Source organism: Microbacterium indicum DSM 19969 (genome assembly GCF_000422385.1).
Taxonomy (GTDB): domain Bacteria; phylum Actinomycetota; class Actinomycetes; order Actinomycetales; family Microbacteriaceae; genus Microbacterium; species Microbacterium indicum.
In genome coordinates this window covers 77685-91906 of record NZ_AULR01000005.1, presented here as the reverse complement: position 1 = coordinate 91906, position 14222 = coordinate 77685, and the positions used below count along the sequence as shown (strand labels likewise).

The 14222-nt window shown below is 73.5% G+C and carries 13 protein-coding genes; 10 read left to right on the top strand and 3 right to left on the bottom strand.

Annotated elements, in window-relative coordinates:
- Positions 1–48: 48 nt before the first annotated feature.
- The gene (locus tag H576_RS0107605; RefSeq protein WP_029150440.1) at positions 49–447 is read left to right on the top strand and encodes a phage holin family protein; all 399 of its coding nucleotides are present in this window, start codon (positions 49–51) and stop codon (positions 445–447) included.
- Here the strand turns inward: H576_RS0107605 and H576_RS0107600 are convergent.
- Together H576_RS0107600 and H576_RS16695 are read right to left on the bottom strand one after the other, a co-directional pair.
- Entirely contained in the window at positions 419–1822 is a 1404-nt protein-coding gene (locus tag H576_RS0107600; RefSeq protein WP_029150439.1) for a hypothetical protein, read from the bottom strand. The two genes, H576_RS0107605 and H576_RS0107600, sit on opposite strands and share 29 nt — an antisense overlap.
- Positions 1819–2079, bottom strand: a complete 261-nt coding sequence (locus tag H576_RS16695) for a hypothetical protein (protein ID WP_029150438.1) — start codon at positions 2077–2079, stop codon at positions 1819–1821. The genes H576_RS0107600 and H576_RS16695 overlap by 4 nt, the downstream gene beginning before the upstream one ends.
- A gap of 157 nt (positions 2080–2236) precedes the next feature.
- Between H576_RS16695 and purB the strand changes: the two genes are divergently transcribed.
- From purB to H576_RS14840, 5 genes are all read left to right on the top strand, one after another.
- Complete coding sequence (purB, locus tag H576_RS0107590) at positions 2237–3625, top strand: adenylosuccinate lyase (protein ID WP_029150437.1); 1389 nt, start codon at positions 2237–2239, stop codon at positions 3623–3625.
- A 184-nt stretch (positions 3626–3809) separates the two neighbouring features.
- A complete protein-coding gene (locus H576_RS0107585) occupies positions 3810–4919 on the top strand; it encodes a thiamine pyrophosphate-dependent dehydrogenase E1 component subunit alpha (RefSeq protein ID WP_029150436.1) in 1110 nt (369 codons plus the stop codon).
- A gap of 11 nt (positions 4920–4930) precedes the next feature.
- A complete protein-coding gene (locus tag H576_RS0107580; RefSeq protein ID WP_029150435.1) occupies positions 4931–5896 on the top strand; it encodes an alpha-ketoacid dehydrogenase subunit beta in 966 nt (321 codons plus the stop codon).
- Positions 5897–5925: 29 nt separating this feature from the next.
- Entirely contained in the window at positions 5926–7263 is a 1338-nt protein-coding gene (locus H576_RS0107575) for a dihydrolipoamide acetyltransferase family protein (RefSeq protein WP_029150434.1), read from the top strand.
- 43 nt (positions 7264–7306) lie between these two features.
- The gene (locus H576_RS14840) at positions 7307–10210 is read left to right on the top strand and encodes a DEAD/DEAH box helicase (RefSeq protein ID WP_051172389.1); all 2904 of its coding nucleotides are present in this window, start codon (positions 7307–7309) and stop codon (positions 10208–10210) included.
- A gap of 3 nt (positions 10211–10213) precedes the next feature.
- Here H576_RS14840 and H576_RS0107565 read toward each other — a convergent pair whose 3' ends face one another.
- Positions 10214–11224 carry a GTP-binding protein gene (locus H576_RS0107565; RefSeq protein ID WP_029150433.1) on the bottom strand — a complete coding sequence of 337 codons (1011 nt, stop codon included), beginning with the start codon at positions 11222–11224 and terminating at the stop codon, positions 10214–10216.
- A gap of 48 nt (positions 11225–11272) precedes the next feature.
- Here H576_RS0107565 and ykgO point away from each other — a divergent pair, with 48 nt between their 5' ends.
- The 4 genes from ykgO to H576_RS0107545 are packed head-to-tail and all read left to right on the top strand — an operon-like array spanning position 11273 to position 14176.
- On the top strand, positions 11273–11395 hold the full coding sequence (gene ykgO / locus H576_RS0107560; RefSeq protein ID WP_029150432.1) for a type B 50S ribosomal protein L36: 123 nt from the start codon (positions 11273–11275) through the stop codon (positions 11393–11395).
- Positions 11392–12402, top strand: coding sequence for a FecCD family ABC transporter permease (locus H576_RS14835; RefSeq protein WP_036319916.1), 1011 nt, complete (start codon positions 11392–11394; stop codon positions 12400–12402). The genes ykgO and H576_RS14835 overlap by 4 nt, the downstream gene beginning before the upstream one ends.
- Positions 12399–13205: an ABC transporter ATP-binding protein gene (locus H576_RS0107550; RefSeq protein ID WP_084502561.1), complete on the top strand. Its 807-nt coding sequence runs from the start codon at positions 12399–12401 to the stop codon at positions 13203–13205. Before H576_RS14835 ends, H576_RS0107550 begins: the two co-directional genes overlap by 4 nt.
- Complete coding sequence (locus H576_RS0107545; RefSeq protein WP_029150430.1) at positions 13202–14176, top strand: ABC transporter substrate-binding protein; 975 nt, start codon at positions 13202–13204, stop codon at positions 14174–14176. The genes H576_RS0107550 and H576_RS0107545 overlap by 4 nt, the downstream gene beginning before the upstream one ends.
- The last annotated feature ends 46 nt before the right edge of the window (positions 14177–14222 follow it).

Genomic DNA, 14222 nt, shown 5'->3' with positions numbered 1-14222 from the left:
CGGGTCATCCCCAGTGCCGCGGCCCCGAGTCGATGGGACACTCGCCCCATGGGTTTCGTCATCCGCTCCGTCGTCAACGGCTTCGCCCTCTGGGTGCTCTCGCTGATCCCCCTGCTGCAGATCTCGATCACGCCCTTCGCCCCGGGCCGCGACCTGCAGCTCGTCCTCACGCTCCTCGTGCTCGGCGCGCTCTTCGGGCTCGTCAACTCGATCATCGGGACCGTCATCAAGGTCCTCGCCTTCCCGATCTTCGTCCTGACCCTGGGCCTCGCGTCGCTGCTGCTCAACGGCATCCTGCTGATCGTCACGGCCTGGATCACGGGCGGGTGGGACTGGGGCCTCGGCACGGGGGCGTTCTGGCCCGCGGTGCTCGCGGGCATCCTCTTGAGCGTCATCAACTGGATCTTCGGCATCATCCTCAGGCCTCAGGCGAAGAAGCGGCGGTAGCCCAGAGCGCGGGCGGCCCGTCGCCCGGCGCGAGGATCTCGGTGCTCTCGGGGTCGTACTCGGGCGCCTCGAAGACGGTGCTCTCGACCGACACGGCGCCCGCGAGCCCGTCGTAGAACGCCTGTGCCTCGTCGGCCAGCTCGTCGTGCGAGGCCGCGAACTCCTCGGCGAGGTCGGCGTACGCCGCGACGCGGTGCGCGCTCGCGTCGAGCTCGAGGATCCCGCGGTTCGCGGGGTCGTGCACGCCGCGCACGAGGGCGCTGCCCGGGCCGCCGAGGGGCGCGGGGGATCCGCCGTCGGACAGCCCCGCGACGGGATCGTCGTCGTACGCGAAGGTCAGCGAGGTGGTCCCGTCCGGGGCGGGGATCCGCGAGGGTGCCCCGATCGTCGTGACGCGGTCGACCGCGAACGCGTCGTCGCGCGCGAGCCGCTGCGCGATCATCGCGCCCTGCGAGAACCCGTACGCGTCGACGGGCGAGGCCGAGGTCGCGCCCGCTCGGTGCAGGGCGTCGACGACGAACTCGTAGCCCGGGGCGTCGCCCTCGCTCGTCCAGAGCGCGAGATTGTTCTTCCAGCTGAGCACGTCGCTCGTGTCGAGCGGCGACTCGCGCGAGCCCGAGACGTAGACGGCGAAGCGCTCGGATCCGTCGGCCATCGTGATCCGGTCGACGCGCACGCGGTCCTGCGGCCGCGAGCCCGGTTCGTCTCCGCCGCCGCCCTCGCCCGTAGGGATCCGCCGGATCGCGTCGGCCGCCGACGACGCGGGCCGCGACGCGAACGTCGTCGGCGTCATCTCCATGCGGACGCGGTCGGGGTGCGCCCGGAGCCAGGCGTCCTCGCGCGCGCCGGCGCCGAGGGATCCCTTCCCGAGCGACGCCGCCCACCGCACGGTCCGCAGTGAGGCGAGGAACCAGATCCCCGCGTCGACGCCGGCGACGTCTCTCCAGTGCGGGGCGAGCTCGGCCCCGCCGAACACCCTCCAGGCGCCGAGGAGGCGCGAGGCCTCGGCGGCCGCCTCGGGGTCGCGCGCCGCGATCTCGTCCCACCGGGCGGCGTCCGCCGCTGATCCCCCGCCCATCAGGCGCGTGGTCTCGAGCTCGACGAGCTCGTACGCGTCGGCCGCGTGCGCGAGCCCCGCGACGAGCTCGGCGATCCCGTCGCGGAGCGCGTACGCCCGCGCCGCGCCGCCGTAGGAGAGCGGCAGCCAGCCGGCGCTCGCCTCGGGCTGCGCCTCGGCGACCCACCCGTCCTGCCGCGCCGACGCGGCGCCCGCCGACATCGCGTCCGAGACGGCGGGCCGCAGGACGCGGGCGGCGCCGCGCAGCGAGTCGGGGTCGACCGCGACGACCGATCCGGACGTGACGGCGACGCTCATGACGCCGCCAGCTCGGCCGCACGCGCGGCGAGTGCCTCGGCGTCGGCGCCCGCGAGATCCGCGATGTCCTGCGCCTCCGCCGCGAAGGCGGCGGCCTTCGCGCGGAAGGCGTCGCCCGCGGCGGAGCGCCAGTCCATGCCGGCGACCGCGGCCGTGAGCGCGTCGGCGGCGTCCTGCGCCGCGCGGGAGGCGACGCCCGCGTCGGACGCGGCCCACTCCAGCAGCGTCGCGGCGCGCCGTGCGAGTTCGGGATCCATGGGGCAACCCTCGCAACATCCGCGGATCCGCCGCGCGACCCGGGCGCCGGATCCTCAGATAACCCGGAGGAGGAGGCCCCTGTGGACGCGCTGACCCGGCGTCCGACACGCCGTAGGCTGAGGGGGCAAACCTGCCTGATCGATCCGGAGGTGCCGCGTGAGCGCACTGCCCACCCAGCCCCTGAGCCCCCTCGACGGCCGCTACCAGCCCGCCGTCGCCCCGCTCGCCGAGTACCTGTCCGAGGCCGGCCTCAACCGCGCCCGGGTCGAGGTGGAGGTGGAGTGGATCCTGCACCTCACCGACCACAGGATCTTCGGGACCGAGCCGCTGCCGCAGGAGAAGAAGGACGCGCTGCGGCTCGCCTACCTGAACTTCGGCCAGGAGGAGATCGACTGGCTCGCCGCGAAGGAGGCGGTGACGCGCCACGACGTCAAGGCCGTCGAGTACCTCGTGCGCGACAGGCTCTCGCAGCTGGGCCTCGACGCGATCGCCGAGCTCACGCACTTCGCGTGCACGAGCGAGGACATCAACTCGGCGTCGTACGCGCTCACGGTCAGGCGCGCCGTGACCGAGGTGTGGCTGCCGGCGTTCCGCCAGGTGGTCGAGAAGCTGCGCGCGACGTCGCTCGACCTCGCCGACGCGCCCATGCTCGCGCGCACGCACGGCCAGCCCGCGACGCCCACGACGATGGGCAAGGAGCTCGGCGTCTTCGTGTGGCGCGCCGAGCGCGTGCTCGCCCGCATCGAGCAGACCGAGTACCTCGCGAAGTTCTCGGGCGCGACGGGCACCTGGTCGGCGCACCTCGCCGCCGAGCCCCAGCTCGCGTGGCCCAACCTCACGCGCGAGTTCATCGAGGGCCTGGGGCTGTCGTTCAACCCGTTCACGACGCAGATCGAGTCGCACGACTGGCAGGCCGAGCTCTACGACCACGTGCGCCACGGGGGCGCGATCCTGCACAACCTCGCGCAGGACGTGTGGACGTACATCTCGCTCGGCTACTTCACGCAGATCCCGGTCGCGGGCGCGACGGGCTCGTCGACGATGCCGCACAAGATCAACCCCATCCGGTTCGAGAACGCCGAGGCCAACTTCGAGATCGCGGGCGGGCTGCTGCAGACGCTCGGCCAGACGCTCGTGACCTCGCGCATGCAGCGCGACCTGACCGACTCGACGACGCAGCGCAACATCGGCGTCGCGCTCGGCCACTCGCTCCTCGCGCTCACGAACCTGTCGGCCGGGCTCGACCAGATCTCGCTCGACCGCGAGGCGCTGCTCGCCGACCTCGACGGCAACTGGGAGGTGCTCGCCGAAGCGATCCAGACGGTGATTCGCGCCGAGGTGGTCGCGGGCCGCAGCGACATCTCCGACCCGTACGCGCTGCTCAAGGACCTGACGCGCGGCCACCGCATCGGCGCGACCGACCTCGCGGAGTTCGTCGACGGCCTGAACCTCGCGGACGAGGCGAAGGACCGCCTGAAGGCGCTCACCCCGGCGACCTACACGGGCCTCGCCGAGCAGCTCACGAGGGCCCGCCTCACCCGCTGACCCCCCAGAACTCTCCTTTTCTCCGTGTTTTCCCCACGCCTGGCGTGGGGAAAACACGGAGAAAAGGAGAGTCGCGGGCATGCGGGGGGCGGCATGCGCCTGTCGGGTTCCCCCACATGATCCGCCGATCCGTTGTGGGCCGTGTCGTCGGACGGCGGACAGCCGGGCCGCATAGGCTCCTACGGTGACCGTTCGCTTCCTGGAACCAGACGGCTCGTTCGCTCCCACTCCCGAGGCGGAGCGATACCGCGCCCTCGTCGACGATCTCGACGACGCCGCGCTCGAGCAGATGTACCGCGACATGGCTGTGATCCGTGCCTTCGACCGGCAGGCGACCCTGCTGCAGCGGCAGGGCCAGCTCGCCCTGTGGCCGCCGTCGTGGGGGCAGGAGGCGGCGCAGGTCGGATCCGCCCGCGCCGCCCGCCCGCAGGACACGATCTTCCCGTCGTACCGCGAGCACGTCGTGGCGAAGATCCGCGGCGTAGACCTCATCGACATCATCAAGCTCATGCGCGGCGCCTCGCACGGCGGATGGGATCCGAGCGACCCGAAGAACGGCAACACGCGCCTCTACACGCTCGTCCTCGGCACGCAGGTGCCGCACGCGACGGGCTACGCCATGGGGCTGAAGTTCGACGGGAAGTCGGGCACGGGCGACGTCGAGACCGACGAGGCCGTCGTCGTCTACTACGGTGACGGCGCCGCGAGCGAGGGCGACGTCCACGAGGCGATGGTCTTCGCCGCGTCCTACGGCACCCCCGAGCTCTTCTTCCTGCAGAACAACCAGTGGGCGATCTCGGTCCCCGTCTCGACGCAGGCGAAGGCGCCGCTCGTCGAGCGCTCCGCGGGCTACGGGATCCCCTCCGTCCAGGTCGACGGCAACGACGTGCTCGCGTCATATGCCGTTTCGCGCATGCTCCTCGACGAGGCGCGCACGGGCGGCGGCCCCCGCGCGATCGAGGCCGTGACCTACCGCATGGGCGCCCACACGACGAGCGACGACCCGACCAAGTACCGCACGAAGGACGAGGAGGCGGAGTGGGCGCGGCGCGATCCGATCGCCCGCATGCGCGCCTTCCTCGCGGCCCGCGGCGCCTCGGAGCGCTTCTTCGCCGACGTCGACGCCGAGGGCGACGCGCTCGCGGCCGACACCCGCACGCGCATCGCGCAGCTCGCGGATCCGCTGCCCGAGAGCATGTTCGCCCACGTGTACTCCGAGGATCACCCGGTCATGGCCGAGCAGGCGCAGTGGCTCCGGAGCTACGAGGCCTCGTTCGAGGGAGACGCGAAGTGAACCCCACCACGATGACCTTCGGCAAGGCGATGAACGCCGGCCTCCGCCGCGCGATGGAGGAGAGCGACCGCGTCCTCCTCATGGGCGAGGACATCGGCGAGCTCGGCGGCGTCTTCCGCGTCACCGAGCACCTCAAGCGCGACTTCGGCGCGAACCGGGTCCTCGACACCCCGCTCGCCGAGGCGGGGATCGTCGGATCCGCGATCGGGCTCGCGATGGCCGGCTTCCGCCCCGTCGTCGAGATCCAGTTCGACGGCTTCGTGTTCCCGGCGTTCGACCAGATCACGACGCAGCTCGCGAAGCTCACGAACCGGCACGAGGGATCCCTGTCGATGCCCGTCGTGATCCGGATCCCCTACGGCGGCCACATCGGCGCCGTCGAGCACCACCAGGAGAGCCCGGAGGCGTACTTCGCCCACACGCCGGGCCTGCGCGTCGTGAGCCCTTCGACGCCGAACGACGCGTACTGGATGATCCAGGACGCGATCGCCTCGGACGACCCCGTGATCTTCATGGAGCCCAAGAGCCGCTACTGGCAGAAGGGCGAGGTCCAGACCGACGAGCGCGGGCTCGACCTGCATGCGTCGCGAGTCGTGCGCGAGGGATCCGACGTGACCCTCGTGGGCCACGGCGCCATGGTCTCGGTCCTCCTGCAGGCGGCCGCGATCGCCGAGGGCGAGGGCACGAGCTGCGAGGTCATCGACCTGCGCTCGATCTCGCCCGTCGACTACGCGCCCCTCGTGGAGTCGGCGCGCAAGACGGGCCGCATGGTGTGGGCGCAGGAGGCGCCGGGCCACCTGGGCCTCGGCGGCGAGATCGCCGCGACCGTCACGGAGCGCGCGTTCTACTCGCTCGAGGCGCCCGTCCTCCGAGTGAGCGGCTTCGACGTCCCGTTCCCGCCCGCCAAGCTCGAGGGCCTCTTCCTGCCCGACGCCGACCGCGTGCTCGAGGCCGTCGACCGCGCCCTGGCCTTCTGATCTCCGGACACCCGAGAGAGGATCTCCGCATGGACACCGTGAACCTTCCCGACGTGGGCGAGGGCCTGACCGAGGCCGAGCTCGTCGAGTGGCACGTGAAGCCCGGCGACCGCGTGTCGGTCAACGACACGATCGCCGACATCGAGACGGCGAAGAGCGTCGTCGAGCTGCCCGCCCCGATCGACGGCGTCGTCGGCGAGCTCCTCGTGAAGGAGGGCGACACCGTTGACGTCGGATCCCCGATCCTGACGGTCGACACCGCCTCTGCCGAGGCCCCCGCGCCCGCCCCGGAGGCGCCGGCCGCGCCCGTGGATCCGGCCCCCGCGGAGCCCGCCCCCGCGAGCCCCGCCGCCGAGAAGAAGAGCGACGTCCTCGTCGGCTACGGCTCGGGCGGCGAGGCCAAGACCCGCCGCACGCGCCGGCCCTCGCACGACGCGGCGGTCGTCTCGTCGGTCGGCGTGATCGCGAAGCCCCCCGTGCGCAAGCTCGCCCGCGACCTCGGCGTCGCGCTCGCCGACGTCGCCGGGACGGGCCCCTCGGGCGAGGTCACGCGCGACGACGTCGTGAAGCACGCCGAGCAGGCGTCGGTCTTCCGCAACCTGCAGACGCCCGAGTGGCCCGCCGAGCGCGAGGTCCGCAAGCCCCTCTCGCCGCGCCCGCTCGACGACCGCTACGACGCGATCCCCGTGAAGGGCGTCCGCAAGGCGACCGCGAACGCGGTCTCGGGATCCGCGTACACGGCCCCGCACGTCTCGGTGTGGACCGACGTCGACGCGACCCGCACGATGGAGTTCGTCGCGCGCCTCAAGAAGCAGCCGCAGTTCGCCGACATCCGCGTCTCGCCGCTCCTCGTCTACGCGAAGGCCGTCCTCTGGGCCGTGCAGCGCACGCCCGAGGTCAACTCGGCGTGGATCGAGACCGAGCAGGGTGCCGAGATCCAGATCCGCAACTACGTGAACCTCGGCATCGCCGCGGCGACCCCGCGCGGCCTCATCGTGCCGAACATCAAGGACGCGCAGGACATGTCGGTGCGCGAGCTGGCCCTCGCGCTGCAGTCGCTCACGCGCACGGCGCGCGACGGCAGGACGACTCCCGCGGAGATGGCGGGCGGCACGATCACGATCACGAACATCGGCGTGTTCGGGATGGACGCGGGGACCCCGATCATCAACCCGGGCGAGGCCGGCATCATCGCGATGGGCGCGATCCGGCAGAAGCCCTGGGTCGTCGAGGGCGAGGTCCGCCCCGCGTGGGTGACCACGGTGTCGGGATCCTTCGACCACCGCATCGTCGACGGCGACAAGATCAGCCGCTTCCTCGCCGACATCGCCGCGGTCCTCGAGGAGCCGGCGCTGCTGCTCGACTGACGCGCGGCGTCGCCTGTCGGACCCGGGCCCTAGCGTTGTGAGCATGCTGGAACCGTGGGAGCGCGCGCTGCGCGGGGTGCTCGATCGCGACGCCCCCGCGTCAGACGCCGACCCGCCGGGCGACATCGCCCTGTTGTTCAGCGTGCGCGGGAGCGAGGCCGGCGATCCCCCGGGCGACGGCGTCGCGATCCGCCCGCTCGTGCGCGGGGCCCGCGGCGCGTGGGTGCGCTCGGCCCTCACGTGGCGCGACATCGTGGACAGCGGCAGCGAGGATCCACGGTGGCGCGCCCTCGAGGACGTCCTCGCGCTGCACCTCTCGCGCGAGAACTTCGCGGCGTCGACCGAGCGGCTGCGCCCCCGCGGCGGCTACCGCACGCAGTACGGCGGCGGGTGGGGAGCCCCCGACTGGGTGCGCCTCGACGCCGTCCCCTCGCGCGGCCTGTGGGGCGCGCTGCGCGACGCGCACGACGCCGGCGTGATCTTCCTCGGCGACGGCGACGCCCCCGTCGCGGTCTCCGAGATCGCGGGCACCGCGTCGATCGACCTGCGCATGGCGCGCGGGCGTCTGCGGGTCGAGCCCGTCATCGCGATCCCCGAGTCCCCGGCCGAGGGCCGGCGGTACCCGCTCGGGGCGCCGACCGTCGCGGTCGCCCAGACGGGGGGAGAGCGCGGGGGAATCGACCTGCTCGTGCCGCTCGCCGAGCCCGTGAGCGCCGAGTTCGACGCGCTGCACCGCGCCGACCACCTCTCGATCCCCGCCGCCCGCGTCGCCGACTTCGTGCACGACTACCTGCCGGGCCTGCGCGAGATCGCGCCCCTCGCGTCGCGCGACGGGTCGTTCGAGATCCCGCCCGCCCCGCGCCCGAGGCTCGTGCTCGCGGTGCGGCACGCGGCGCCCGTCGCGCACCTCTACTGGGAGTGGGAGTATCCGCCCGGCGCCCGCCCGCACCGCCGCGCCGAGCGCGAGATCATGGCGGCCGTCGACGAGGCGGCCGGCCGCTTCGCGCACCTCCTCGGCCGCGGCCCGCGCGACCTCATCCACCCCGCGCGCGACCTGGGCCCCGACGAGACGGTCGAGTTCCTCGCCGAGGTGCTGCCGGCGCTCCGCGGTATCGGCGACCTGTCGGTCGAGCTGCACGACGAGGTCCCCGCCTACGCGTTCGCGACCGAGGATCCCGTGGTCCGGGTCGGCGTCGACCCGGGCGGCCGCGACTGGTTCGAGCTCAGGATCGTCGTCACGATCCAGGGCGAGCCCGTTCCGAACGCCGATCTCCTCACGGCGCTCGCGCAGGGCCGCACCTACTTCACGCTCATGAGCGGCACGGTGTTCCCGCTCGTCGCGCCGGCGTTCGCGCGGCTGCGCGACATCCTCGCCCAGGCGCGCGCGCTCGACGACCCGACGAGCGAGACGGTCCGCATCGGCAGGTACGACCTCGACCTCTGGCAGGAGCTCGCCGAGATCGGCGTCATCGCGCGTCAGGAGAGCGCGTGGTTCGAGGCGCTCGCCGCGCTCGGCGACGACCGGATCGAGCGCGCGGACCCGCCGGCGTCGTTCCGCGCCGAGCTCCGCGGCTACCAGCGCGACGGCTTCTCGTGGCTCGACTTCCTGCGCCGCCACCGCCTCGGCGGCGTGCTGGCCGACGACATGGGCCTCGGCAAGACGGTGCAGATGCTCGCGGCGCTCGACCAGGCCCGCGTCGACGAGCCGGGGGAGCGCTTCCTCGTCGTGACGCCCACGAGCGTCGTGGGGCACTGGGCTGCCGAGGCCGAGCGGTTCGCGCCGGGCCTCGGCGCCCGCGCGATCGCCGAGACGACGGCGAAGCGCGGAGCCCCGCTCGCCGAGGCCGCGGGCGACGCGACGCTCCTCATCACGAGCTACGCGATCTTCCGCATCGACGCCGAGGAGTTCCGGCGCCTGGGCTTCCGCATCCTCGTGCTCGACGAGGCGCAGCAGGTCAAGAACACGCAGTCGCGCGGCTACGCGGCGGCGCGGCTCCTCGAGGCGCCGTCGACCTTCGTCGTCACGGGCACGCCGATGGAGAACGACCTCATGGAGCTCTTCGCGCTCGTGACGCTGGCGGCGCCCGGCCTCCTCGGCACGCGGTCGCGGTTCCGCGAGGGCTACCAGCGCGCGATCGAGCGCGAGGGCGACGGGCGGCGGCTCGCCGAGCTGCGGCGCCGGATCCGCCCCTTCCTCCTGCGCCGCACGAAGGAGCGGGTCGCGCCCGAGCTCCCCGAGAAGAGCGAGCAGGTCCTCGAGATCCCGCTCGACCCCGCGCACCAGCGGGCCTACGAGAAGCGGTTCCGGCGCGAGCAGCAGAAGCTCCTCGGCCTGCTGGACGACGTCGACCGCAACAGGATCCAGATCCTCGCCTCGCTGACGACGCTCCGCCGCCACGCCCTCGACCCGTCGTTCGCGGGCGTCGACGCACCCTCGGCGAAGCTCGACGCGCTCGCCCGGCTGCTCGGCGAGGTCGTCGCCGACGGGCATCGCGTGCTCGTGTTCAGCCAGTTCGCCGAGTTCCTCGGCATGGCCGCGGGCGTCGCCGACGAGATGGGCATCCGCTACGCGCACCTCGACGGATCCACGACGCAGCGCCGTCGGGCCGCGATGATCGATCGCTTCCGGTCGGGCGAGATCCCCGCGTTCTTCATCTCGCTCAAGGCGGGCGGCGTCGGCCTGACTCTCACCGAGGCCGACTACGTCGTGCTGCTCGATCCGTGGTGGAACCCCGCGGCCGAGGAGCAGGCGGTCGACCGTACCCATCGCATCGGGCAGGAGCGCCCCGTCATGGTGTACCGGCTCATCGCGGCGGGCACGATCGAGCAGAAGGTGCGCGAGCTGCAGCAGCGCAAGCGCCGCCTGTTCGACGGCGTGCTGGGCGGGTCCGACGACCTCGCCCCCTCGGCCCTGACGACAGCCGACTTCCGCGCCCTCCTGACGTAGCCCCTACGCGCGCTCCCACGCCGGGAACGGATCCTCGTATGACCGCCACGCGTCGGGGCCGGCGGCGAACTCGGCGTCGGTGAGGCACGCGGCGTCGAGCGCGCGCACGAGGGCGGGGCGGTCGAGGTCGAGCCCGAAGAAGGCGATGTCCTGGCCCGCCGCGAGCAGCTCCTCGTCGTCGCCGATGTCGCCGTCGTCCGAGAGCGGCGGCAGCGAGAGCATCGACCCGACGTGCTCCCAGTGGGCGACGGTCCCGGGCCGGGTGGCGAGGCGGCAGAACCCCGCCGAGCGCAGCACGGTGCCGAAGTCGCCGGGCTCGACCCGGTCGTCGAGCAGCGCCTCGAGCCGCGCGGGGTGGAAGGGCCGCGCCGCCTCGTAGCGGAAGGCGCTGACGCGGCGATCGGTCATGTGCGGCTCGTGGTCGTCGTTGAGGAGGCCGATCCAGCCGGGGCGATCCTGCACCTGCGTGATGGGGGTCGCGAGCTCGACGGCGGGGTACGGCGACGGGTCGAGGCGGATCCGTGCCGTCGGGCCGAGGGCGCTGACGATCGCGAGCACGGTCGAGAGGTCGGGCGTCGCGAGCGACTCCCAGTTGGCGAGCACGACGGTCGTCGCGTACTCGATCTGGGTCGCGGTCGCGAGGGCGCGGGCGCGGTGCATGCGCTCGCCGTCGGATCCCCACACCGTGAGGTAGTCGTCGCGGGCGAGGTCGGAGATGAGGTGCGCCGCGTCGACGACGCAGACGAGCCCGATGAGGCGCACGGGGGAGTCGGCGCGCGCGTACCGCCCGATGATCGCGGTCGGCGCGATCGCGGGAGGCAGCTCGGCGACGGCGCCGCCCTGCTCGTGCGACCAGGGGGCGAGGGCCTCCGCCTCGTCGATCGGGTCGGGCGACATCGCGAGCCGGGCGAGGGGGAGGTGCGCGAGGCCCGTGCGCGCGGCGAGCCGCCCGGCGTACTGCGCCCGCTCGGGCGCGCACGTTCCGACGACGGCGATCAGGTTGGTGGGGGTCATGCCGACCTACGGTACATTACTGAAAACCATTCTCACTAAGGAGGATCCATGAAGGTCCGCAACTCGCTCAAGTCGCTCAAGAAGATGCCGGGCGCGCAGGTCGTGCGCCGCCGTGGCCGCGTCTACGTCATCAACAAGCTCAACCCGCGCTTCAAGGGCCGCCAGGGTTGAGCGCGCCCCGGCGACTGCTCACGGCGGCGATCGCCGCGGCGGCCCTCGCGGCCGTGATGCTCGCCGGGATCTCGCTGGGCCCCGTCGCGACGCCGCTCCCCGACGTCGCGCACGCGATCGCCGCCTTCGCCGCGGGTGCGCCGGCGGGCGGGTCCGACGCCCTGATCGCGACGGTCCGGCTCCCGCGCGTGCTCGTCGCGGCGCTCGCGGGGGCCGCGCTCGCGGTCTGCGGCGTCGTCATGCAGGCGCTGTTCCGCAACCCGCTCGCCGAGCCGGGGATCGTCGGCGTCTCGAGCGGCGCCGCGGTCGGGGCGGTCGTCGCGATCGTGCTGGGCGCGGCGACGACGGCGTGGTGGGCTCTCCCCGCGTTCGCCTTCGTCGGTGCGCTCCTGGCGACCGTCGCGGTCCAGGTCATCGCGGGCCTGGCCGGGGGCGCGCCGTCGACGCTGGTCCTCATGGGGATCGCGATCAACGCCCTCCTCGGCGCGATCGTCGCGGCCGTGCTCGCGAACGCGGCCGACTCGGCCGACGTGCAGCGCGTCATGTTCTGGCTCAACGGCGATCTCACGGCGCGGACGTGGTCGGACGTCGCGATCGCGGCGGGCCCCGCCGTCGTCTGCGTGGCGGTGCTCTGCCTGTCGGGGCCCGCGCTCAACCTCTTTGCGCTGGGAGACGAGCAGGCCGCCTCCACGGGCGTGAGCACGTCGGCCACGCGGCACGCGCTGCTCGCCGTCGCGGCGCTCGCGACGGCGTCCGTGGTCTGCGTGACCGGCGTGATCTCGTTCGTGGGGCTCGTCGTCCCGCACCTCGTGCGGCTTGTCGTCGGATCGGATCACCGCGGCCTGCTCGGGCTGTCGGCGGCCGCCGGGGCGGTCTTCCTCGTGCTGGCCGACATCGTCGCGCGCCTCGCCTTCCAGCCCGTGACGCTCCAGACCGGGGCCGTGACGGCGTTCGTCGGAGCCCCCGTCCTTATGCTCCTCGTGCTGCGCCGGCGGGCGGCGCCGTGAGCGGGGAGGTCTACGAGGCCCGCGGGATCGACGTCCGCCGGGGCGGCGCGCTGGTGCTCCGCGGCGCCTCGATCGAGATCCGCCCCGGACGCGTCCACGGCGTGGTCGGACCCAACGGCGCGGGCAAGTCGACGCTCCTGCGCGCCCTCGCCGTCACCCTCCCCTCCTCGGGCGTCGTGCGGTTCGGGGGCCGGGACATGCGGTCGATCCGCTCGCGCTCGCGCGCCCGAATCCGCGCGATGCTGCCGCAGGACGCCTCGGGAGGCGACGACCTGCGGGTGCGCGAGCTCGTCATGATGGGCCGCTACCCGCACCGCCCGCCGCTGGCGCCGCCGTCGTCCGTCGACGCCGCCCGCGTGCGCGACGCCCTCGAGCGGGTCGGGCTCGCGCACCTCGGCGATCGCGGCCTGCGGTCGCTCTCGGGCGGACAGCGGCGCCTCGCGTTCATCGCCAAGGCGATCGCGCAGGATCCCCGCTTCCTGCTCCTCGACGAGCCGCTCGCCTCGCTCGACCCGTTCCACCAGCTCGAGGTCATCCGCCTCATCGGCCGCATCGCGGCGGCCGGCGTCGGGGTGGGGGTCGTCATCCACGACCTCGAGCTCGCCTCGCGCGTCTGCGACGTCGTCACGGTCGTGGCGCACGGCGCCGTCGTCGCGACGGGCCGGCCCTCCGAGGTCATCACGCCCGAGACGCTCGCGGGCGCGTACCGCGTCGATGCGCGCGTCCGCCCCGACCCTGAGACGGGCGGTCTGCGGATCGCCCTCCTCGGCACGCTCCCCCCTGAGAAAGAGAGAGAACCATGACATCCACTCCCGCCCGCATCCTCGCCGTCGGAACGGCGCTGGCCGGCGCGCTCGGCCTCGCCGCGTGCGGGGCCGAGGCGCCCGCGAGCGAGCCGGTGCCCACGGCCGCTCATGCGGCGGAATGGCCGCGGACCGTCGACGTCGAGGGCGCGTCGGTCGAGATCTCGGAGGCGCCGCAGCGCGTCGTCGCGCTCTCGACCGAGACGGGCGACGTCGCCCTGCAGCTCGGCGGGCCCGATCGCCTGGTCGCGGTGTCGACGGGCAGCGTGACGGAGGGCGCGGGCAACCGGATCGACCTCGCGGAGCAGGTCGGGACCGTCCTCGAGACCAGCACGTCTCCGGATCCCGAGCAGATCCTCGCGCTCGAGCCCGACCTCGTCCTCATGACGGCGCGCCACGACGGCGAACAGGACGCGGCGTCGCTCCTGGAGGGGACGGGCGTCCCGACGATCGCGTTCGACTCGGCCGAGTTCCAGACGCTCGACGGGATCGCCGACGCGGTGACGGTGCTCGGCGACGCGCTCGGCGAGGAGGACGCCGCCGCCCGGGTCCTGGCCGACTTCGACGAGCGGCGCGCGGCCGTCGAGCAGGCGGCGCCGTCTGGCGGCGACGGCCCCTCCGTGCTCCTCCTCATGGCGCGCGGCGGGCAGCAGATGATCCAGCCCCAGACAACGCTGATGTCGCACCTCGTCGAGCAGGCGGGCGGGCGCGTCGTCGGGGCGGGTCCGGGTGCCGTGCCTGCCGACCCGGAGCAGATCGTCGCGGCCGCGCCCGACGTGATCCTCGTCGAGGACTTCCGGGGCGCCGGCCTCGCGCCCTTCGACGGCCTGCTGCGGAGCGCGGCGCTGGCCGGGGTTCCGGCGGTCGCGGACGGCGACGTCCACCTCGTGAGCGGGGCGACCGCGTCCGACACCGCCGCGACGGCCGCGATCGACGGGCTCGAGGAGATCTCGGGGATCCTGAATCCGTGAGGCCTCTGTACAGCGCTCGCTGAATTTGATAACGGTTCTCGTTAGG

Excerpts from the sequence above, each read along its gene's own strand:
- H576_RS0107605 (WP_029150440.1), top strand. The coding sequence starts at position 49 with ATGGGTTTCGTCATCCGCTCCGTCGTCAACGGCTTCGCCCTCTGGGTG.
- H576_RS0107600 (WP_029150439.1), bottom strand. The coding sequence starts at position 1,822 with ATGAGCGTCGCCGTCACGTCCGGATCGGTCGTCGCGGTCGACCCCGAC.
- H576_RS16695 (WP_029150438.1), bottom strand. The coding sequence starts at position 2,079 with ATGGATCCCGAACTCGCACGGCGCGCCGCGACGCTGCTGGAGTGGGCC.
- H576_RS0107580 (WP_029150435.1), top strand. The coding sequence starts at position 4,931 with ATGACCTTCGGCAAGGCGATGAACGCCGGCCTCCGCCGCGCGATGGAG.
- H576_RS0107575 (WP_029150434.1), top strand. The coding sequence starts at position 5,926 with ATGGACACCGTGAACCTTCCCGACGTGGGCGAGGGCCTGACCGAGGCC.
- H576_RS14840 (WP_051172389.1), top strand. The coding sequence starts at position 7,307 with ATGCTGGAACCGTGGGAGCGCGCGCTGCGCGGGGTGCTCGATCGCGAC.
- H576_RS0107565 (WP_029150433.1), bottom strand. The coding sequence starts at position 11,224 with ATGACCCCCACCAACCTGATCGCCGTCGTCGGAACGTGCGCGCCCGAG.
- ykgO (WP_029150432.1), top strand. The coding sequence starts at position 11,273 with ATGAAGGTCCGCAACTCGCTCAAGTCGCTCAAGAAGATGCCGGGCGCG.
- H576_RS0107545 (WP_029150430.1), top strand. The coding sequence starts at position 13,202 with ATGACATCCACTCCCGCCCGCATCCTCGCCGTCGGAACGGCGCTGGCC.